Genomic DNA, 22,434 nt, shown 5'->3' with positions numbered 1-22,434 from the left:
TTGTTAACTAATAATTATAGATATGATTACAAAAGCGTTGTCATAATAACTGACAGCGCTTTTTTATTCTTGAATAATATGATTTTCCCAATGAATCACATCTTTTTCATAAACGACACGATTGCGAATTGATATTCTTTTTTTATGCATCATTTTCTTATTACCTGTTATTAGGGGATGCCATTCAGGTAGCGTCTGAAATTCCTCAAAGTAGCGATAAGCACAGGTTTTAGGTAACCATTCAATTGTCAGCAGATTTTCTCTGGTGAGCTTTATACAATCAGGCTCGTAACGAAAGCGATCATGATAATGACGACACATCCCCGTACGACTATCAAGTTGATTACAGGCCACATTAGTGTAAAGAATTTGATTTGTGTCTTCATCAATCAATTTATTTAGGCAACAACGACCACAACCATCACATAACAGTTCCCATTCCTCATCAGTGAGTTGTGCCAGTGTTTTATTTTGCCAAAATGCATTCATATTATTGCTTACCGACTCTTGTATTTAGATTGCCGCCGACTAAACTATCGGCTATCATCCCCACATTAATGGCAAAGTGATAAGATCGATTCCAGTGCATAAGTGTTTTAAAATTGTTGAACACTAAATAACCTTCTAGACTATCGGCATCAGGAATAATTAGCCATGCTTTTGTCTGATTATTCGTTATCATTTTAACATTATCAATAGTAATTCCATTTTTTAACCAATCATCAATAGATTTAGCTTTGTCATTATCTAAACCGACTTGCGCAAGATCAAAATTGTCAGGCAATTTAACTTTTACCCCCCAACCTTCTTTTTCATTCCAACCAATCGTAGCAAGATAATTACCAATCGAAGCAAAAATATCCGATAGATTATTCCAAATATCGATTTTACCATCGCCATCACCATCTAACCCAAAGGCTAAATAAGATGAAGGCATAAATTGATTTTGCCCCATTGCCCCCGCCCATGAACCTTTGAATTCATTTTTTTGGATATGTCCATTTTGTAAAATGGTTAAAGCGGCAATTAACTCTTTGAGAAAAAACGGTTCTCGTCTACCCTCAAAAGCTAAGGTAGATAGAGCCGATACGATATCTTCCTTCCCCTGATATTTACCATAACCACTTTCTACCCCCCATAAGGCTAAAATATAGGGTTGCGGTATATTGGTTAACAACGTTGCATCGCTTAGTTGGTTATGATATTGCAAATATTTCTGCTTAGCTAAATTTATTCTGGCTGATGATACCCGCTGCGCTAAATAATCATTAATTGATGATTTTTTTTCCGGCTGACTCTTATCTGCAGTTACCACATGTTCAATATAATGGATATTATCAAATGCTAAATCGATAGTTTGATTATCAATTCCTTGAGCTTTAGCATATTTTTTTAACATTGTTACGTAATCAGAGAAGTAGCGCTCCTCTCTTGGTTTGTGAAAACTAAATAAGGATTGATTTGTTGTTAAATTAGCAGTTTCACTTTCACAGCTCGTTACAAAAAGCATGATGGTTATCGTCATAACGATATGAATAACTTTCATTAATACTCCTTTAATATCACCTTAATGGGTTTTAACAACAAAATCATTATCTTTGAGCATTTGTAGAAAAAAACCATCTTGCTGAATTTTATCCTCTATATGTTGCGCACTACCAGCGACAAATTGGCGCTTACCATCTAACAATACTTTCATAACAAAAATCGGCTGTCCAAAGGCTTTCATGAGTACTTCAGGTACCGTTGAAAAATCATTTTCTTTACCAATATACAAATAGCTATTTTCTTTATTTGTACTGCGGTAAATATAACACCACATCATAATTTTAAATCCTTATTGATAGTTTGCTTCATTATAAGCAATTCACATCAACTTTAACCACTACTTTACGAATTTTTGCCAATTGCTGATTTATAGCACAAAGTGGTTTATGTAATTCACCAGGATAAAAGATTACGAAATCATTAACATGAGCAACATACATTGTTTCTTCAGAAGGTGTTTTAACAAAAGCAATATCATCCTTTTCAAGACGATCGTCAACTATCTCAGTATGCGCTGGTAATGTAGCAATTGCCATGCCTTCCGCACCATTAATCACAATCTGAACATCAATGTAACGTTTATGATACTCAGGCAAAGCCTCATCAATAAAGCGAGTTGAACTATCTGAAACGATAAAAAAAATATCATTCCCTTCAATTTCATACCGCCCTAATGGGGTATTGCTATTAACATTATCACGTACATATTCGATTGCTCTTTGCAATTTTTTAGGTAAAAAAGGAACCCGATCTAAATGTTCAATGTTGCCAATAATCATTCATTGTATCTCCATAATTCTTTATCTTTCTAGCGAGATAAATACCATAGGTATTAAGCGACTTATTATATATTGGTAATTTAATCAATAATAAAACCATTTTTAGCCAATTATATTAAGGCATTTTAATTAGTTACCATAAATCGCCTATTTTCAGTAAGCAACTGTAAAAAAGTCGCTAAACCAATCTGTTCGTGATGAAGTGGTTTATCATGATCATCGTAGATAAGATAGCCACCGGTATTATTAATCACAATACTCTTATCTGCGAAAAAGGCTGTAATTTGATTCTCTTTACCGGCAATCAACCATTTACGCTCATTATCAACAAATAAATTCTGCCCTTGACTATATTGTTTACTTGCAGTAGTTACTGATAAAGCATCTTGCATCAAAGTCTGCATGATATCAACATGAGCAGTTGGCCGAGCGATAATGGCACTACTCTTATCAGGCCAAGCAACAATCAATGGTACATTGAATAATTGTCTTTGGAAATGATTATCATGATCATGTAGTTTATTGGCCGCAGTAATGACCACGATCGTATTAGCAAAGGCATTATAGTGTTGTAACGTGGTCACAATATTTTCGATATTATCATCGAGCCCTTTCATTTGATTAGTGAGATTTACTTTGCTACGACGATCAATTTTATACTGAATAAATGAGAACCATGGTGCCTGGTTTTGCTGTTCCTTTATATTCGCATACCACTTATTCCATAATTGTGTTACTTCCAAATTGGTTTGCTTTTTTGCTTCAGTTAAGGAGAAATTAGACAGTAAAGCATAATGATACAAAGGGTGAGCAAAACCTTGTGCAGAAAATAAACCAATATTGTAATGCTGCTTTGTTAAGGTATCTATTAGCACTGATGATTTATGGCTGGCAAGAATACTATTATAGTAATTTGCATCTAAACCATAAAACAGAGAAAATTCACCCAAATAGTTTTGATTACTAGCAGAAAAATGGTTAGTAAATTGAATATGTTGCTTGGCAAATTTTTCTAACTTAGGCAGATTCGATAATTGATCGACAGAATACCAATCATCAACGACAATCATTAAAATATTATACGGTTTTGATAATGGATTAAATGAAATCTTACCTAATGGATATTCAACGGCAATAGCAAAAGGATTACCTTCTTGCTCAACGCGCATTTCATAATTACCCGCTTGAATAAATCCATATCTTTCTAAAAAATGGCGCGCAGTAAGCGGATAGGAAATCGGTAAACTTGAACGTTGCATCGTAATTGGTCGATAAAAATTGGCATCCGCCCAAATATGAATTAAATGTGACGAAACAAAACATAAGATAAATATACCAATCACTGGGCGAAAATAACGACGTCTTTTATTTAAGCTACGTAATTTACGCCAACTCCATAACGCAAAAATCGTTTCAATAAGTAGAATAAACGGTACAAAAATAAATAGTTTTTGCCATTGAGAACTTAAAATATTATCATTTGGTGAAGTTAAAACCTGCCAGAGCGAAAAACTCAGATGCATTCTGAAACCCGAAAACATCTCTATATCAATCAGTAATAAAGTTATAGCAATCGTCGCAATCATAACTGCCACAATCCGATTCCATTTTACCGATTGAGTAATAAAGCCAAAAGGAAATATTAAAATCAAATAGACAATAAACGTTAAAAAACTAAAATGCCCAATGCAACTAATTATGGCATACAAACGACCAAGGAATGTAGGAGGCCAATCGGCAATAAAAAGGTAGCGACTTCCAAAAGCAATCACTAAAAAAATATTAAATAGTGCAAACCAGTGTCCCCAACTGATAATCTGTGAACAGCGATCGTTATGTAATGCATTATTTTCAAGTTTGACCATAAAAGAGAATCATTTTAGCTAGCTTAAGTTAAATTCTAATTAGTTTAACTGATTTTAAAAAATCTTTCTGTATATTTTTACAACGAATCAATATTTTAATAAGCGTTACACTTTTTATTAGAGTGTCCAATTTAATCCTTTTTTCTGAAAGGTAACAATTAATTATAGATAAAATTATTGTGTAATTTATTACAAACTGTTGCTATTCGAGTATAATTAAAAAATAATTTATTTTTAAGATGATAAAAATTGACTATTACCACATTACCTTGGCAAGCAATTACGCCAAATGTTGAAGAACTTATTGCTATATTAAATAAACGCGATCGTGAAGCTGATCTTTTAACACTGCAACCGCGAATTAAATCAACGCTATCGTTGCTATGTCCAAAAGTCAGAAAACCTTATCACCCACGTTTTATGTTATTAAAAGCACCTGACAGCCATTTACTTGGTTCACTACTTCAACGAAATATTATATTAAATACACCGATCAATCAGGGTGGATTTGCCTACTATAGCCAAGATAATAAAATGACATTATCTAAAGCTAAAAGCCCTCAAGATAATTTTGCTGCAACTGATAGCTGTATATTTTCCATCAGCGTAGAAAGTGAAAGATTATTCGGCTGTGTCAGACAACCCGAAGACAATCGCTTTAAATTACAACCAGGCATCGTACATAAAGCTAATGGTGGAATATTAATTTTAAGTTTACGATCATTAATGGCACAAGCCAATATTTGGCAAAAACTCAAACATATGGTTATCAATGAAGAATTTAATTGGATTTCCACTGATGATGCTAATCCCTTACCGATTAGTATTCCACCTATGCCATTAGATCTTCGTATTATATTACTAGGTGATCGACTAAGTATGGCTGAATTACAAGATTACGATCCCGAGTTTTATAATTCAGCATTATATTGTGAGTTCGAAAATGAAGTAGCTATAAATACTGATGAAACTATTCAACATTGGGCTGGCTATGTTAAATCAATTGCTCAATTTCAAAAATTACCAAGTATTAAAAACACAGCTTTTGCTGAATTAGTCAAAAATGGCATAAAATACACTGAAGATCAAAACTATCTGCCACTCATCCCTGATTGGATTAATACACAATTAGTTAATGCTGCTCAAGAAAATGACCTATATATCGATGATAATGCTATAAGAAAAGCAACCGAACGTAAAAACTGGCATGAAAATTATTTACTACTTCGATTAAGAGAGGCTATTTTAAATAAACAGATTTTAATTAACACCCATGATCAGATTGTAGGCCAAATTAATGGATTATCCGTAATTGAGTACCCAGGTTATCCAAAGGCAATTGGCGAACCTACACGTATAAGCTGCCTTATCCATAACGGTGATGGTGAAATCAATGATATTGAACGTAAAAATGACCTTGCAGGAAATATTCACTCTAAAGGGATGATGATAATGCACTCATTCATTACCGCCCAGTTTGCCCTAACGCACCCCTTCCCTTTTTCTGCGTCATTAGTTTTTGAACAATCCTATAATGAAGTGGATGGTGATAGTGCTTCGTTAGCAGGATTATCGGTGATTATTAGCGCTTTATCTGGCCAACCGATTGATCAACAACTCGCAGTTACTGGATCTGTTGATCAATTTGGTCATGTACAAGCCATTGGTGGGGTTAATGAAAAAATTGAGGGGTTCTTTGCTATCTGTCAGCATCAAGGTTTAACAGGTCAGCAAGGTGTGATTATTCCTGCCGCTAATCAGTACCATTTATGCTTAAGCGATGAAATAGTTACCGCTGTTAAAAATCAGCAATTCCATATTTGGGCCGTAGAAAACATAGCTGATGCATTATATTTATTAACCGGTATTCCTTATAAAGATGATAAAGCAATCAGCCTTTATAAATTAATTAAAGCCCGTATTGAGGCTATCACTAATGGTGATAAGCGTTCGTCTCGTTGGTTTGATAAATGGCGTAAATAGCATTGCAAAAGCATTTAATTAAGCTTACACTTGTAAGCTAATTTTTTATGACTTCAAATAATAAAAGGCTTTATATGACTTTTGAAAAAAAATCATCCTATACCAAAGAAGATTTAATTAAATCAGGTGATAATCAACTATTTGGTCATGATGGTCCGCCATTACCATCCGATCAAATGCTCATGATGGACCGTGTAATTGAAATGAATGAACATGGTGGTAAACATAATAAAGGGTATGTTGAGGCAGAACTTGATATTAATCCTGATCTATGGTTTTTTAAATGTCATTTTAAAAATGATCCGGTTATGCCTGGTTGCTTAGGACTTGATGCCATGTGGCAATTAGTAGGTTTCTATTTAGGTTGGTTAGGTGGCAAAGGAAAAGGCCGAGCATTAGGTGTCGGCGAAGTTAAATTTGCCGGACAAGTATTACCAACAGCTAAAAAAGTAACTTATAAAATCCATTTTAAACGCGTGATTAATCGCAAATTAATCATGGGAATTGCCGATGGTGAAGTATTTGTCGATGGTAAATTAATTTATCAAGCAACTGATCTAAAAGTTGGGTTATTCCAAGATACTACTTCATTTTAGACTAGTTCTTTACCATAGTGGGTATAAAAGCAAACCCACTATGTATTATTGGCTATCATTTGCTAATGCTATTGCTGATATCATATTTGTTTACTCATATTGTTCTTTAACCCCGCTATAATTTTAATTTCGACCTTATAATCATCATGCATTAAATTAGATTGCACAGTACATCGCACCGGTGCTCTTCCTTTCACAACCCATTCTTTCCACGCTTGATTCATGGCTGGCAAATCAGCTTTATCAACAATAAAAATTGTTGCATCAAGAATAAGATTTTTATCACTACCTACCCGTACTAACATCTTATCAATTTCAGTCAAGGCACTTTGCGTCTGGATGTAAGCATCATCCACTAAATTTATCGGTACACTGGTATAATATACAATACCATTGTAGATAACAGCTTCTGACCAACATTCCATCGGATCGATATATTCTATTGTCATCGTATTTCTTTATCCTTTATATTAAAGTGCTTGTATTTCATTAACTTACAAATAGATAAACATTTTTTGCTTGGCTAATTTTATTATAAATATTGTGAATATTGTGAATATTGTGAATATTGTGAATATTGTGAATATTGTGAATAACATAGTATATTTCCATTATCTTTTTAATAAAAATATCAAAAATTTAAACAAAAATAACCTAACCACAAATCAAATGATTATACAACCGCAACAAATCGTAAAGCTTTTATTATAAAAATGTCTACGCTGGTGGGTCAATGTCTATTGGTAATTGATAAAATTCAAGCGTTTCTTCTGCGCTTTGGTAAATATAGTTGATACCATCATGCCATGCTCCCAATACCATTCGTTTCACTTCTTTCGCATTTACGTTAAAAATATGAATTGCCGGTTTATGGGTGTGACCATGAATCATCATATCAGCTTGATACTGTTGTATCATTTCTACTACAGCTTGCTGATTAACATCCATGATGCGTTCAGATTTTCGATTATTATGCTGTTGGCTTTCACCTCGTAATTTAGTGGCGATTTTACGGCGCAAAAATAACGGAAGAGATAAAAACAGTTTCTGCAACCAGCGATTATGCATTTTCTTGCGAAATTTCTGATAATCTTGATCATCAGTACATAATAAATCGCCATGTAAAATTAATAATTTTGAATGCTGATTATTAATCAAATTAATATCTGGCAGAAGTTGCATTTGACAAGCTTGCGCAAACCTTTGCGCCAGCAAAAAATCACGATTACCATGTACAAAATAGACAGTAACGTTACGTTGTCTAAGGTGACAGAGTGCTGAAGCAATTTGCTGATGAAGTGGGGTCAATTCATCATCACCGATCCAATAATCAAATAAATCACCTAAAATATATAATTCACTATAAGCAGGTAAACTATCAATAAATTGTAAAAAGCCTGTAGTAATTACAGGCTCATGATCATTAAGATGAATATCGGCAATAAAAAAGCGTTGCATTACGAATATATTGCCTTTACTCAACCGTAACACGTTCAATGATAATGTCTTCTACCGGAACATCAGCATGCATACCATGGCGACCCGTTTTGACGGTTTTAATTTGATCGACCACATCCATACCATCAACAACTTTAGCAAACACACAATAACCATAGCCATTAGCATCCGCTGAACGGAAATTCAAATAATCATTATCCACCACATTGATAAAAAATTGCGCAGTGGCTGAATGAGGATCCATTGTCCGTGCCATTGCTAACGTACCACGTTGATTGGTCAAACCATTATTAGCTTCATTCTTTATTGCTGCTTTAGTGCGTTTTTGTTTCATACCAGGTTCAAAACCACCACCTTGAATCATAAAATTATTTATGACTCGATGAAAAATTGTATTGTTATAAAATCCATCCTGACAATATTCAATAAAATTTCTCACTGTTTCCGGTGCTTTATCGGCAAAAGTTTCAATTTTAATATCACCTTTATTGGTATGAAATATAATCATATAATGTTCCTTAATTACTTATCTTAATCTGCTTGCTGTGGCAGAAATCACTTCATGTTACTTATTTACTTTAAATGCCAAATTTTTCACAGGCTTGTAAGGTATTTTCTAATAATGTTGCCACTGTCATTGGTCCAACCCCTCCAGGTACGGGAGTAATAAATCCAGCGCGTTCGACAGCTTCACTAAATTCAACATCACCAACTATTTTACCATTATCCAAACGATTAATGCCAACATCTATCACAATCGCACCCGGTTTTATCCAATCACCCTTAACGAAATTAGCGATCCCAACTCCAGCAATTACAATATCTGCTCGGCGAACATGATCTGCTAAATCTTTAGTCCGACTATGGGTAATGGTGGTTGTACAACCTAACAGCAACAATTCTAATGCCATTGGTCTACCGACAATACTCGAAGCACCAACTACCACCGCATTAAGCCCAGACAAGTTAATACCCGTTGATTGAAGCATTGTGACAATACCATAAGGTGTACATGGTCTTAAAATTGGTTCTCGTTGTAATAAACGGCCTATGTTAAATGGATGAAAACCATCAACATCCTTTTTCGGATTGATTTGCTCAAGTACGCGTGTTTTATCAATATTATCCGGTAAAGGTAATTGAACTAAAATACCATCAACATCAGCTTGATGATTTAATTGATCAATGAGATTGAGTAATTCTTCGGTTGTTGATTCGGCAAATTCATAAGCAAATGAACGAAAACCGACTTCATCACATGCTTTTTGTTTATTTTGAACGTAGATCCTTGATGCCGGATTAGTACCAACCTGAATAACCGCTAATCCCGGTACTCGTAAACCGTGTTGTTTACGATTTGCTACTTGTATAGCAATGTTTGCTCTAATTTGTTGAGACAATAACTTCCCATCGATGATTTTAGCACTCATTCGCTTTTAAACTCCCCGATATAGTTCTTAAATTATAAAACGCCAATCATTTAGCTTGATTGAATCTTAACATGTCAATAATCGTTTTATTGTAACACGAAATAATGCCCAACATGAGTGCATGCAGCAACAAAAGTTAACGATATCATCATACTATTTAATATTGACCGAGTTGTAAAATCAATTGATTATATTTGTGATCAATTTGAGTGATAAGTTCACAGACGTGCGAATCAAATTTTTCCAGTTTAACTTTTTGCTCTTTCCATTCATTTTCAGCTATTGTTTTCACCGTTGAAAAATTTTTAAAAACATCAAAATGTAAAACACTATTACCCACTATTTTATAAATTCTTTTTTTCCCAAGCGCTTCACCATCTTTTTTAAAAGTGTTAAATGGTTGATAATAAAAATAGGTTACACCATCGCGGGTAATAATTGTATTTTGTAATAACTGCTTTACTTCGAAATATAAACCGTCTAAATTTTCTGCTAACTTACTTTTATTGCCTAAATTCTTGCGAATTGCTGTTTTAAAAGCACTACGAAGATTATCTAAATGTTGTTGTGATTGATATGCTAAATCGGGTAACTGTTGGCGAAGAAAAGCATGCAAATTTTTGGCTTGTTGTTGCACATTATTTCCGACTTTGCGTGGAGATCCATTCATATTAATCATACCATTAGCATCAATAATAATGTTTTTCATATTATTAACCAAGTGTGCTGAATTGTCGCTCACAACAATATCAAAAGCTGGCTTGATTGGACACTCTTTAGTTTTAGCATGAATGCTATTTGTCATTGACATAAGTAGTATTGATAAATTTAATAATAGTAATTTTTTTAACATAAAACATCCTTTCAGTGAATTTTTAAAATTAACGTTGCAATGGCACCTTGCTCATTAACACGATTATTCAGCACAATATTACCATTATGTAGCAATGCAACTTCTTTAACAAAAGCTAAACCCAGCCCACTACTTTTACCTTTATTTGGTCTTGGTAATGAATAAAACCGTTCATAAACATGTTCTAAAGCAAAATCAGGTATACCAATACCTGAATCAATCACTTTAATAGAATAATAACCATCATTAATCTCAGTATCGACCCTAATTGTACCACCACTAGGGGTAAAATCTAATGCATTGCTTAATAAATTCGATAATGCTTGAATCAAAAGAAATTTATCACCTTTTAATTTAATTACTACATTATGCTCAATAATTAAATTGACACCTTGTAATTGTGCATCTGCCATTTTACTCGATATCACGTCTTGAATAAGATTTTGCATTTGAATCGTTTGAAAATTTACACCTACACGACTTTCTAATCGAGCTAACTGTAACATTCGTTCAATCAAAATATTCATCCGCTCCGTTTGTTGTTCAATATTTGATAGAAAACGTTGCTGAGTGTGTTTAACTTCTTCGATATCTTTGGAAGTGTCCAGTTCTTTTTTAGTCGTATCCTGTAGAATTTCCGTTGCCGCCCGAATCGATGATAATGGACTCTTAATTTCATGCGCTAAGGTATGAACATATTTTTCAATATAATCTTTGCCATCCAATTTTAAACGCATGACTTCTAAAGCATGACCTAACATACTCAGTTCAGGCGAACTAAACTTAGGCAGATTAACCACTTCATGGTTGGATACTCGTTGGGCATAATCGACTAACTTTTTGATTGAACGATTAATCCACCAAATAATAAAAATACCAATTAATAATGCTGCAATAATCAATATAACACCACCAATAAGTATTCTTTTTTCCCCTTTAATGATAATACTGGACATACTTTGGTTAGGTTTTGCTACCGTTAAAACACCGACTAATTGACCATCAATTTTTATAGGTGCTGCAACATACATTATCGATGTTGTAGGATCCTCAGGTTTTTCGCGGGTTGTTCTAGCACCATATTTTCCACGCAACGTTAAATACACATCATTCCAACGAGAATAATCTTTACCTTCATCACGTTTATCAGAATCAAATATAACTATCCCGTTAATGTCAGTAATGTAAACCCGATAAGCCATTTTACTCTTAATAACCCCATCAATATTGATATTAAAAGGTAACTCATTAATATGTTCAAACGCACTACCTAAATGACTTTTTTTTATTTGATTAATGGAAGAAAGTTCTTGCGAAACAATGGAAGCTAATAATGTTGCGGTATCAATTAATAGACCTTCAGTAGCACGCCTAACTGTGGGTTTAACCTCTTTAACAAAAATGGTAAATACTAAATAACAAGCCAAAATAGCAACTAAAACATAGCCAAAAAGTAACTGCAAACCAATACGCATGAATCGTACCTTAATCAATTTTTAATGAATAACCCAAGCCATGGTGAGTTTGAATGGGTTGCTCGTCGGCGGAGTATACCATCGTTAATTTTTGTCTAATTGTTTTTATATGAGTATCAACAGTACGTTCCATAGAAGATAAATTATCCTGCCAAACAATATCCAGCAATTGTTTTCGGGAAAAAATTCGGTTAGGGGCTTTAATCATTGTTTTTAATAATGAATATTCATAACGGGTTAAAGAAAGTCTTTCATTATAATAATAAATAACCGAACCTTCTTCGTTTAACATAAATGGTCCTAAGGCAATATTGGCTATCGGAGGGGATTGCTTATGAAATCGACGCAATACCGTTTTAATTCGAGCTAAAACTTCTCTTAATGAAAAGGGTTTGACAATATAATCATCAGCGCCGATCTCAAGACCAATAATTCGATCTATCTCATCATCACGAGCAGTGAGGAAAATAATTGGGATATCATATTTTAATAAAACTTGTTTGGCTAATTCAAAACCAATAATATCAGGAAGTCCCACATCAAGGATCATTAAATTAGGTTGACTCGTACTCAATGCCTTTAGCATAAGCTCGCCTCTTTCAAACCATCGTACTTGATAGTGATTTTTTTCCAACATATAGATTAAAGAATCGGCAATATACGCTTCGTCTTCAACTAACCAAATACTTAACATCATTTTGTTTTTTTTATTTTAATAAAATTTTAACATAATTATATCGTAAACTGAGCAATTTAATAGTTTAAGTTATCCATTTTATTGAGTTTATTAATTTAATTTTGAACGCAATATTAAATTAGCGACTTAAAGTTAATAGCCAAAATCATAAAGCAATAATACTATATTTCAAGCTAAACTCACGTTATACTAAAACAATATCAACTAATTAATAAAATACTATGAACATACTGGTAACGGGTGGTTTAGGTTATATTGGCAGTCATACCTGCGTTAAGCTAATTGAGGCAGGTTTTACGCCTATCATCATTGATAATTTATATAATAGTAAAAAAAGTGTCTTAAATCGTATTGAACAATTAACCAATCAACAACCCATTTTTTATTATGGGGATGTCTGTGATAAAGAATTTTTAGCTTCAGTGTTTGCAAAGCATCAAATTGCCGCCGTCATCCATTTTGCTGGTCTTAAGGCTGTCGGCGAATCTGTTGTTAAACCATTAACATATTATGAAAAAAATGTTTATGGTTCGATCTGTTTAGCACAAGTTATGCAAGAATATCAGGTATATAATCTTATTTTTAGTTCTTCAGCAACCGTCTACGGTGAAAAAAATCCAACACCTTATCTGGAAACATTTCCGACTGGAAATATCACCAATCCATACGGTTGGAGTAAATATATGGTAGAGCAGATTTATCAAGATTTTGCTCATGCTTCGCCCCAATGGAGCATAACATTATTACGCTATTTTAATCCAGTAGGCGCCCACCCTTCTGGATTAATGGGTGAAGATCCACAAGGTATCCCGAATAATTTGATGCCTTATATCGCCCAAGTTGCTATTGGTAAGCGAGATAAATTATCTATTTATGGTAATGATTATCCCACTCAAGATGGTACGGGAGTAAGAGACTATATTCATGTAGAAGATTTAGCAGCAGGCCACGTTGTTGCCTTAAACAAAATGAATCAATCGGGCGTCCATATCTATAATTTAGGTGCTGGAATCGGCAGTAGTGTCTTCGATGTATTACACGCCTATGAAAAAGCTTGTGGTAAAAAATTAAGCTATCAAATTGTTGAACGGCGTGCGGGTGATATTGCTGCCTTTTGGGCAGATGCAAGCAAAGCAGAAAAAGAATTAAATTGGCGCACCCAATATAATCTACAAGACATGGCAAATGATAGCTGGAATTGGCAATCTAAAAATCCCAATGGCTATCCGGATGAATAAAAACTGAGCACATAATATTATCAATAAATGACGAGGTAGCGCATGTTCTACCTCGTTCAAAGTTAATTTTCACCTGCAATACTGTTTAAACTCAATTTGAAATTTATTATTTATTGACTATGACAAACATTATATTAGCTTCCACCTCCGCATCACGTAAAAAAATCTTGAAAAAATTAGCACTACCTTTCACATGTATTGCACCTACATGTGATGAAACACCCTTAGCACAAGAATCTGCTATAGATCTAGTATTAAGATTATCGCAAATTAAAGCCCAGTCCATTGCTAAAAAATATCCTGATGCGATTGTGATCGGTTCCGATCAAGTGGGTCTGTTAGACAGCAAAATTATTGGTAAACCGTATACTCGTGAGAAAGCTATTGCACAACTACTTGCCAGTAGTGGTAAAACTGTTAATTTCTATACCGGATTAAGCGTCATTCATCTTGCTAGCCAACAGAATATTACCACTTACGAACCCTTTAACGTCACTTTTCGACAATTATCTCTGGCGGAAATCACGGCTTATGTCGATAAAGATCAACCCTTTCAGTGTGCCGGAAGTTTTAAATGTGATGAACTAGGAATTACGCTTTTTGAAAAACTTGATGGTAACGATCTTAATGCTCTCGTTGGCTTGCCTTTAATTCAACTCAATCAAATTATGATTAGGATGGGCTTTAATCCTCTATTAATCAAATAATTTCTTTATTCGCCATAGCGTGTTTTAAATCGCATAAAAAAAGCTAATCTTTTTGCGAACAACATTTCTGGCTTAATGTGTAACAAAAATCAAAGAAATAGCTACCACCGTTTCTTTAACTTTTCATGTATTACGATTGAAGTATACACTATTTCTTTAACAATCGTTATCACATTAGCTAATAAGCTTATTTCTTAACAATATTCTGGCAAGGTTTATTCTCATAAACAGCTTGAATATTAGCTAACGTGGTTTCAGAGATATTTAGCAATGCTTCTTGGGTTAAAAACGCCTGATGACCTGTAAAAATTACATTATGACAAGATGATAAACGACGAAATACATCATCTTGAATCACATCATTGGATTTATCTTCAAAGAATAGATCACGTTCATTTTCATAAACATCCATTCCTAACGCACCAATCTTAGCTTGTTTTAATGCATCAATGGCTGCGGTTGCATCCAATAGACCTCCACGACTGGTATTAATAATCATTACACCCTTTTTCATTTTATTAAATGATTCAGCATTTAGTAGATGATAATTCTCCGGTGACATTGGACAGTGTAAAGTGATTACATCTGATTTCGCATACAGATCATCCAAACTGACATATTGTGCACCTAATTCCACAGCCGTATCACTTGGATAAGGGTCATAAGCCAATATTGTCATACCAAATCCTTTTAGGATACGGATCATAGCTAAACCAATTTTACCTGTTCCAATCACACCAGCAGTACGGTTATGCATATTAAAACCGGTTAAACCATCTAAAGAAAAGTTTGCATCACGCGTCCGTTGATAGGCTTTATGAGTACGACGATTAAGCGTCATCATTAACGCAACAGCATGTTCTGCCACTGCTTCTGGGGAGTAAGCCGGCACTCGTACAACCGTAATCCCTAATTTTGCAGCTTCATCCAAATCAACATTATCAAAGCCAGCACAACGTAACGCTAGGATCTTTACTCCGATTGACGATAATTCTCGCAGCGCTTTTTTATCAGCTTCATCATTAACAAATATACAAACCGCATCAAAACCTTTCGCAGTAACCGCTGTTTTACAACTAAATTTATGTTCATAATATTCAAGATCGAAACCAAAACTCTGATTAGCTAACTCTAAATGTTCACGGTCATAATGTTTACTACTAAAAACCGCGATTTTCAATTTATCTTTCATAAAACCTTACTCCTTATAAGGGCTTAAGTACTAAATTTTATTAATTATTAGCATAATCCGTAATAAAGATAAAGCAATAACAGCTATCGTTAATAACTTAGCGAACGGTGGAAATTCACTGTAACATCCTTAGTAATCCCATCATTTTAGATTAAAAACTAGCAGATTTAACTCCTACATAATCGAGTTGTTCTCTTCTTGCTTTAATAAGTAACGACTTTTAAAACAGATTTTAGAAAAATGAAATATCATGCTATGATGACCAAAATTTTTTAATCCGCGAAATAGAAATACTGTATCATTAATGAATTATTCCAAGCCCTCATCGTTTTTCAATAAAAAATTTTTATTGTGTATTTACACGGGATTTTGTTCTGGGCTACCACTTTATTTTATTTTACAATTAATTCCGGCTTGGCTACGTATTAATCAAGTTGATTTAAAAACCATTGGATTTATTGCCCTAACACAGCTCCCATATACATTAAAATTTTTATGGTCACCACTGCTAGACAAAATATCACCTTTCGCTCTAGGGTATCGAAAAGGTTGGTTATTGGTTACGCAGATTGGTCTATTATTAATTTTGCCGGCTTTTGGAATATTTAATCCAAATGCTGAAATCAATATCATTATTTCATTGAGTTTAATTACTGCATTTTTATCAGCAACACAAGATATTGCCGTTGATGCATATCGACGAGAAATTCTTACTGATGAACAACTTGGTTTTGGTAACAGCATTCACACCAATGCTTACCGTATTGCGGGACTAATACCGGGTGGTTTATCATTAATTATTGCCAAATTCCTACCATGGTCTGAGGTCTATCTTTTCACTGCTGCGTTTATGATACCGGTCATCATTATCACACTATTTATTAAAGAACCGATTCATCATTTTAAAAAGCAGCAACAAAAATCATTATTTAAACATGCAATTCAAGATTTCTTTGATCGTAATACTTTACAATATAGTATCTTGATAATCTTATTTATCATTTGGTATAAACTAGGCGACAACCTAGCCACTGCATTAGCATCACCTTTCTATGTAGATATGAATTTTGATACGTTGCAAATTGGTACTATCACCAAAAATGCAGGTTTATGGCCGAGTCTTTTCGGTGCTTTTGCTGGCGGTATATTGATTGCTAAATTAGGATTGAATCGGGCATTATGGATTTCCGGTTTAGTACAAATGCTATCGATATTAGGTTTTGTATGGCTGAGTAGTAAAGGTCCATTTGCTACGATTGGCATTTATGAACTAACGATGCTCGCAATGGTTATCAGCTTTGAATCAATCGGCGTCGGAATGGGCAGTGCTGCATTGGTTACCTATATTTCTAAGAATACCAATCCGCAATTTACCGCCACGCAATTTGCATTATTGACAGGCCTTACGGCTATACCCAGAACATTTATCAATGCAACATCTGGCATATTGTCTGAAGGCCTAGGTTGGACTAACTATTTCTGGTTATGCTTTATTTTAGCATTCCCTGGAATGGTTTTATTACTTAAAGTCGCACCGTGGAACATAGAAAAATAATTTTTGGAGAGTATATGGATAAATTAACTCAGGCCTTTCATTTTCGCCATGCTTGTAAACTATTTGATGAAACAAAAAAAATACCATCAGATGATTTGAATTACATCCTTGAGGCAGGAAGAACATCACCATCATCATTTGGTTTAGAGCCTTGGCATTTCGTTGTAGTTAAAGATGATTTGCTTAAAGCGGAACTAAAATTAGCATGCTTTAACCAAGAGCAGGTTACCAGCTGCTCACATCTAGTAATTGTTTTACACCGCAAAGCAGGACAGTTCACCATGCAAAGTGAATATCTGCGCCAAACAGAACAGAGAAGCTTAACAAGTGATGCGACAAGTTATGATTTAGATGTTGCTTGCCAATATTTTATTAATTATGCCAACTTTTTATTAGCACAGGGAACCAATCTAGATCATTGGTCTGAAATGCAAGGATACATCGCCAGTGCAAATATGTTAACCGCAGCAGCATATCAAGGCATTGATTCTTGTACTATTGGAGGTTTCGAGCCAGATAAAGTTATTCAAATACTCGAAAAAGCCACACCTCAGTTTAGTCGCAACAATTTTGGTATTACACTATGTTTAGCATTTGGTTATCGCAAAAATCCACAGCCAAAACAAATACGCTGGTCCATGGACGATATTACCACGTTTTTATAAAAAAAGGCCCGCAAAAAAGCGGGCTAATAAGGGATTGAAGGATAAATGAAAAAATTCGTTCACTAAAAACTAACGCAATGAACGATAAAGATTCTCAGCATCATCAGATGCTGAATCCATGATAAACGATACCCCTGATAAAATATCAATAACTTGTAAATCATCAGAGCTATCACGTGCAGAATCTAAAATCTGCTGTGCCCAATTAATCTTACGCAAAACAGATTCGAGCTTTTCCTTAGTGAAATTTTCTTTCATAAGTACACATCTCCTCAATAGAAACAAACACAAACCGATTAACGGTTCGAGGTTATTATGAAGGTAATTATTTGTTTTTCAAGGGAAAAACATATTTTAACAATTTTTTTACAAAAAACATATTATTTAAAAACCAAAAATACAAAAAATTAATAGTCAGCATTAGGGAAATACAATTTTCGAGATAAATATCCACTCACTGCAACGTTAAACTTTGTGAAACAGGGAGCTAAATAAATCACCGCACAACTTGTTTGCCCTTTTTAATTAAAGGGAAAATATATCACTAAATGTGCTCAGGCGATCTAAAGTTTTTAAACGAAAACCCCAGTTCCTGCCTACTGCTGCGTAGCGTAGAATTAGTCGTTATTTTTATTTATTTAAATATATTATTGAATAATTTTATATTTATTAACTTTGATTGGCACTTTACAAAGGGCTGATGACTTTCCAAGGTTATATGTCACACATGAATGTGTGACATACCTGTGCTTTGCCAGCAGCAAATTATGCGCGATACATTAAAATTTGACAAAGACGGAAGGTCCAACGGCGTCCTTAATGCTAGCAATAAGCATCGCGGAATCAGCAGTGTTAGATTCTGGCACAACAAAAATTTTAAATATTACATTTTCACAATTTATGTCCAAAACAATCGTCACAATTTAACAAACAAGGTTCTATTTTAATTTTTTAGCTACAAATAAATTCGAAGCAACAATTGCGATTAATATGATCAAAACACCTAACCACTGGCTGGCATTGACTGATTCGTTTAAATAAAAATAAGAAGCCAATACCGCAACTGGTAATTCGACCGCAGTTAATATTGCACTGACCGAAATACCGACTTTAGGGATCCCAATTGCAAATAAAAACGGCGGGATCACGGTGCCTAATAATGCGAGTAATAAACCCCATTGATATAGTTTTTCATCCCAAGCAAATTGCAATAAAAATATAGGTGGAAAAATAATAAATCCTAAAATACATGCTCCGGTAATCATCAAAGCACTCTTTTTTAGCGTAGGCAAGTCAACACCCACTCGGTTACTGGTAATAATGAATAAAGTATAAGTAATCGCAGCTAAAAAACCGAATATATATCCTTTTATGTTAAGAGTTATATTTTGATTAAATATACCAGCCGCAAAGATACTACCACCAATAATCATTACCACGGCAATGATTTGTGGTAATGAGGGTTTATTTCTGAAGCGTAGATAATCCACAATTACACTTATCCATAAATATTGCATTAATAGGATAATAGCAATTGATGCAGGAACCAATTGAACACACTGATAATAGAAAATGGCGACTAAACATGGAAAAATGCCCGCTAAACAGACTTGCCAATTTTTGGTTGTTTGCTGCTTTACAGTCAATGCTAAAGATGAATGTCTAAAAAATTTATAAACAATGTATAAAATCCATAACATTAACATACCAAATAAATTTTGAACACCGGTTACTTGACCTAATGTATAACCAGCTTTGTAGGCGGTCTTAACGATTGATGATAATACTCCAAAACTACATGCACCTAAAAAAACAAGTGCACCGCCCCAAAAACGTTGTTTCATACTTTATACCTACTATTTAAACTATTTTTACCGGATTAACCGCTAAAAAATCAATTCAATTATGATGCTAATTAAAAAAATTAAATAAAAATTACACGATAAAAGTGATATTGACATTAAGCTATTCAATCGAAATAAAGTTAACGGGTACGCTATTATTACAATGCTATCCCGATTTTTAACCGCAAAACGTTAATATCAGTATTGTTACAATACCGATATTAACGTTAAATAAAAAAATATATTTAATTTGTGATGTTATATAGCGTTAGAATTGGATTTATAATGAAATGTAAAACAGAAAACTACCGCTAAGGCTAACGAATAACCTGCAAAAATCAGCCAAATTGTATGCCAATCTTTTATTCCATCATGGGTAAATATATCAACCACTTTACCGCTGACGATAGCACCTATCATCGCACCAATACCGTTAACGATAGTCATATACAAACCTTGCGCACTCGAGCGAATGGTTGGTGATACCTCTTTTTCAATAAAAATCGATCCAGAAATATTAAAAAAGTCAAAAGCACAGCCGTAAACAATCATGGATAGTATAAGTAAGCCAAATCCAATTGGTGAAGGATCGCCAAAAGCAAATAAACCAAATCGCAACGTCCATGCTAACATACTGATAATCATCACTTTCTTAATACCGAAACGTTGTAAAAAGAAAGGAATAACTAAAATAAATCCTATTTCAGCCATTTGCGATACCGAGAGTAAAATTGCTGAATATTGAACAACTAAACTATCTTGATAAGCTGGGTTAGAACCAAAATCGCGTAAGAACGTACCACCAAACGTATTGGTAATTTGTAAAACCGCACCCAGTAACATAGCAAATAAAAAGAATACGGCCATTGTTGGTTTTTTGAATAACACAAAGGCATCAAGTCCTAACGAAGTGATCCATGACTGACTTGGTTTTTTCGCTAAAGGCACAACAGGAAGCGTCGCTGAATAAATCACCAGCACTAGTGATGCTGCTGATGCCATATATAATTGAACTTTACTAAGTTCAAATTTCATAAGGCTAATTATCCACATTGCTATAATGAAACCTACAGTACCAAAAACCCGAATTTTAGGAAATACGGCTACTGTATCTAATTTTTCTTTGGCTAATGTAATATAACTGATCGAATTCGATAATGCGATTGTTGGCATAAATACCATCATATTTACTAGCATTACTAAAAACATAATCTGTGAATCGGTGACTGATGCCGCATAAAACAATGATATGGCACCAATTAAATGACATAACATATAGAGATATTTAGCAGGTATAAACTTATCAGCAATAATACCAATGATTAATGGAGCAAATATTGCAGCCATTCCTTTTGAACTAAACACTAAGCCAACTTCAGTTCCTGAAAAGCCTAATGTTTTATTCATATAAGCTCCCAGTGTTATCAGCCAACATCCCCAAATAAAATACTGTAAAAATAACATGACTTTTAAGCGGCACTTAATATCCATTATTCTATCCTAGCTGTTATTATATTTTTTGTTGATATTTCCGTGATAGAAATATCAACATAGCAATAATTGACATTAAAATTTAGCAATTGTTTGGGTAACAAGTTTTAAGAATGTCGATTTGACTCTTTCCGCCGTTTCGATCACTTCTTCATGACCTAATGGTTGATCTAAAATGCCACAAGCCATATTAGTTAAACAAGAAATTCCCACCGTTTCAATACCAGAATGGCGGGCAATAATGGCCTCAGGTACGGTCGACATACCAACCGCATCAGCACCAAGAACACGTATCATACGTACTTCGGCCGGAGTTTCGTAAGTAGGACCAGTCCACCAAGCATAAACACCATGGCGTAAGGTGATATGCATTTCTTTAGCTACATCTGCCACAATCGATCGTAATTTTTTGCTATAAACTTCGCTAACATCTAAAAAACGAACGCCAAGTTCTGGATTATTTGGTCCGATAAGTGGGTTATTCGCTGTTAAATTGATATGATCGGTAATTAACATTAAGTCACCTGGCGCAAATTCAGTATTCACTGCCCCACATGCATTGGTTATGATAAGTTTTTCAACACCAAGCATTTTCATTACTCGTACAGGGAACGTAACCTGATCCAAAGTAAATCCTTCGTAATAATGAAAACGACCTTTCATGGCAACAACTTTTTTACCGGCGATTTCACCAATGACTAATTCATTAGCATGCCCCACGGCAGCAGATTGGGCAAAATGAGGAATATTATCGTAAGGAATACGAACAGCATTTTCTAAGGTATCGGCAAAAGGACCAAGACCTGATCCCAATATAATACCAATACTAGGTTTAATATCAGTTAATTTTTGTATATAGTTGACCGCTTCTTGAATATCATTGGTCTTATGCATGGTGTAATTCCTCAAATTATAAAGTTAATTGTAAACAAGACAATTTTCGCTGCAAATTATGGCAGAAAAAAATGCATAACAAAACATTATCTTGTAAAAAACACCAAACTTAATTAATTTTTACTTAGTAAGAGGCAATATTGGGAGATATACATATTGATTAC

23 protein-coding genes are annotated in these 22,434 nt (G+C 34.1%); 6 read left to right on the top strand and 17 right to left on the bottom strand.

The window, feature by feature from the left end; translation table 11 throughout:
* Positions 1–63: 63 nt before the first annotated feature.
* The 5 genes from FcAc13_RS03165 to FcAc13_RS03145 all read right to left on the bottom strand — a co-directional run bounded on the left by FcAc13_RS03165 (position 64) and on the right by FcAc13_RS03145 (position 4,192).
* Positions 64–489 carry a YcgN family cysteine cluster protein gene (locus FcAc13_RS03165; protein ID WP_220679618.1) on the bottom strand — a complete coding sequence of 142 codons (426 nt, stop codon included), beginning with the start codon at positions 487–489 and terminating at the stop codon, positions 64–66.
* 1 nt (position 490) lies between these two features.
* Positions 491–1,546, bottom strand: coding sequence for a lytic murein transglycosylase (locus FcAc13_RS03160; protein ID WP_220679617.1), 1,056 nt, complete (start codon positions 1,544–1,546; stop codon positions 491–493).
* 21 nt (positions 1,547–1,567) lie between these two features.
* The gene (locus FcAc13_RS03155; protein WP_187754736.1) at positions 1,568–1,825 is read right to left on the bottom strand and encodes a YcgL domain-containing protein; all 258 of its coding nucleotides are present in this window, start codon (positions 1,823–1,825) and stop codon (positions 1,568–1,570) included.
* 31 nt (positions 1,826–1,856) lie between these two features.
* Complete coding sequence (locus tag FcAc13_RS03150) at positions 1,857–2,327, bottom strand: NanQ anomerase/TabA/YiaL family protein (RefSeq protein ID WP_187754735.1); 471 nt, start codon at positions 2,325–2,327, stop codon at positions 1,857–1,859.
* A gap of 125 nt (positions 2,328–2,452) precedes the next feature.
* Positions 2,453–4,192 carry a DUF3413 domain-containing protein gene (locus FcAc13_RS03145; RefSeq protein WP_187754734.1) on the bottom strand — a complete coding sequence of 580 codons (1,740 nt, stop codon included), beginning with the start codon at positions 4,190–4,192 and terminating at the stop codon, positions 2,453–2,455.
* A gap of 249 nt (positions 4,193–4,441) precedes the next feature.
* Here FcAc13_RS03145 and FcAc13_RS03140 point away from each other — a divergent pair, with 249 nt between their 5' ends.
* Together FcAc13_RS03140 and fabA are read left to right on the top strand one after the other, a co-directional pair.
* Entirely contained in the window at positions 4,442–6,175 is a 1,734-nt protein-coding gene (locus FcAc13_RS03140) for an AAA family ATPase (protein ID WP_187754733.1), read from the top strand.
* A gap of 74 nt (positions 6,176–6,249) precedes the next feature.
* Complete coding sequence (gene fabA, locus FcAc13_RS03135) at positions 6,250–6,771, top strand: bifunctional 3-hydroxydecanoyl-ACP dehydratase/trans-2-decenoyl-ACP isomerase (RefSeq protein WP_187754732.1); 522 nt, start codon at positions 6,250–6,252, stop codon at positions 6,769–6,771.
* 80 nt (positions 6,772–6,851) lie between these two features.
* Here fabA and FcAc13_RS03130 read toward each other — a convergent pair whose 3' ends face one another.
* The 7 genes from FcAc13_RS03130 to creB form a co-directional block, all read right to left on the bottom strand.
* Entirely contained in the window at positions 6,852–7,220 is a 369-nt protein-coding gene (locus FcAc13_RS03130) for a RidA family protein (protein WP_187754731.1), read from the bottom strand.
* Positions 7,221–7,488: 268 nt separating this feature from the next.
* A complete protein-coding gene (locus tag FcAc13_RS03125) occupies positions 7,489–8,229 on the bottom strand; it encodes a UDP-2,3-diacylglucosamine diphosphatase (RefSeq protein WP_187754730.1) in 741 nt (246 codons plus the stop codon).
* Positions 8,230–8,245: 16 nt separating this feature from the next.
* The gene (gene ppiB / locus FcAc13_RS03120) at positions 8,246–8,737 is read right to left on the bottom strand and encodes a peptidylprolyl isomerase B (RefSeq protein WP_187754729.1); all 492 of its coding nucleotides are present in this window, start codon (positions 8,735–8,737) and stop codon (positions 8,246–8,248) included.
* Positions 8,738–8,807: 70 nt separating this feature from the next.
* A complete protein-coding gene (gene folD / locus FcAc13_RS03115) occupies positions 8,808–9,659 on the bottom strand; it encodes a bifunctional methylenetetrahydrofolate dehydrogenase/methenyltetrahydrofolate cyclohydrolase FolD (protein ID WP_187754728.1) in 852 nt (283 codons plus the stop codon).
* 157 nt (positions 9,660–9,816) lie between these two features.
* A complete protein-coding gene (locus tag FcAc13_RS03110) occupies positions 9,817–10,512 on the bottom strand; it encodes a YggN family protein (RefSeq protein ID WP_187754727.1) in 696 nt (231 codons plus the stop codon).
* A gap of 11 nt (positions 10,513–10,523) precedes the next feature.
* Entirely contained in the window at positions 10,524–11,987 is a 1,464-nt protein-coding gene (creC, locus tag FcAc13_RS03105) for a two-component system sensor histidine kinase CreC (RefSeq protein WP_187754726.1), read from the bottom strand.
* A 10-nt stretch (positions 11,988–11,997) separates the two neighbouring features.
* Positions 11,998–12,684 (bottom strand): two-component system response regulator CreB, encoded by a 687-nt coding sequence (creB, locus tag FcAc13_RS03100; RefSeq protein WP_187754725.1) that lies wholly within the window; start codon positions 12,682–12,684, stop codon positions 11,998–12,000.
* Positions 12,685–12,905: 221 nt separating this feature from the next.
* Between creB and galE the strand changes: the two genes are divergently transcribed.
* A complete protein-coding gene (gene galE, locus FcAc13_RS03095; RefSeq protein WP_187754724.1) occupies positions 12,906–13,922 on the top strand; it encodes a UDP-glucose 4-epimerase GalE in 1,017 nt (338 codons plus the stop codon).
* 119 nt (positions 13,923–14,041) lie between these two features.
* The gene (locus tag FcAc13_RS03090; protein WP_187754723.1) at positions 14,042–14,629 is read left to right on the top strand and encodes a Maf family protein; all 588 of its coding nucleotides are present in this window, start codon (positions 14,042–14,044) and stop codon (positions 14,627–14,629) included.
* 187 nt (positions 14,630–14,816) lie between these two features.
* Here FcAc13_RS03090 and FcAc13_RS03085 read toward each other — a convergent pair whose 3' ends face one another.
* On the bottom strand, positions 14,817–15,809 hold the full coding sequence (locus FcAc13_RS03085; RefSeq protein ID WP_187754842.1) for an NAD(P)-dependent oxidoreductase: 993 nt from the start codon (positions 15,807–15,809) through the stop codon (positions 14,817–14,819).
* Between the two features lie 316 nt (positions 15,810–16,125).
* On the opposite strand from FcAc13_RS03085, the gene FcAc13_RS03080 reads away from it, so the two are divergent.
* Both FcAc13_RS03080 and FcAc13_RS03075 read left to right on the top strand, forming a co-directional pair.
* Positions 16,126–17,376, top strand: a complete 1,251-nt coding sequence (locus FcAc13_RS03080; RefSeq protein ID WP_187754722.1) for an AmpG family muropeptide MFS transporter — start codon at positions 16,126–16,128, stop codon at positions 17,374–17,376.
* Between the two features lie 14 nt (positions 17,377–17,390).
* On the top strand, positions 17,391–18,041 hold the full coding sequence (locus tag FcAc13_RS03075) for an NAD(P)H-dependent oxidoreductase (protein ID WP_187754721.1): 651 nt from the start codon (positions 17,391–17,393) through the stop codon (positions 18,039–18,041).
* Positions 18,042–18,110: 69 nt separating this feature from the next.
* On the opposite strand, the gene FcAc13_RS03070 is transcribed toward FcAc13_RS03075, so the two are convergent.
* The 4 genes from FcAc13_RS03070 to FcAc13_RS03055 all read right to left on the bottom strand — a co-directional run bounded on the left by FcAc13_RS03070 (position 18,111) and on the right by FcAc13_RS03055 (position 22,270).
* Entirely contained in the window at positions 18,111–18,299 is a 189-nt protein-coding gene (locus tag FcAc13_RS03070) for a hypothetical protein (RefSeq protein WP_187754720.1), read from the bottom strand.
* A 680-nt stretch (positions 18,300–18,979) separates the two neighbouring features.
* Entirely contained in the window at positions 18,980–19,885 is a 906-nt protein-coding gene (locus tag FcAc13_RS03065) for an EamA family transporter (RefSeq protein ID WP_187754719.1), read from the bottom strand.
* A gap of 258 nt (positions 19,886–20,143) precedes the next feature.
* Positions 20,144–21,376: a nucleoside permease gene (locus tag FcAc13_RS03060; RefSeq protein ID WP_187754718.1), complete on the bottom strand. Its 1,233-nt coding sequence runs from the start codon at positions 21,374–21,376 to the stop codon at positions 20,144–20,146.
* A gap of 75 nt (positions 21,377–21,451) precedes the next feature.
* The gene (locus FcAc13_RS03055) at positions 21,452–22,270 is read right to left on the bottom strand and encodes a purine-nucleoside phosphorylase (protein WP_187754717.1); all 819 of its coding nucleotides are present in this window, start codon (positions 22,268–22,270) and stop codon (positions 21,452–21,454) included.
* Positions 22,271–22,434: the final 164 nt, after the last annotated feature.

Source organism: Frischella japonica (assembly GCF_014489845.1).
GTDB lineage: Bacteria > Pseudomonadota > Gammaproteobacteria > Enterobacterales > Orbaceae > Frischella > Frischella japonica.
Note: the sequence above shows the minus strand (reverse complement) of the source record. Positions and strands in the feature narration are given on the sequence as shown.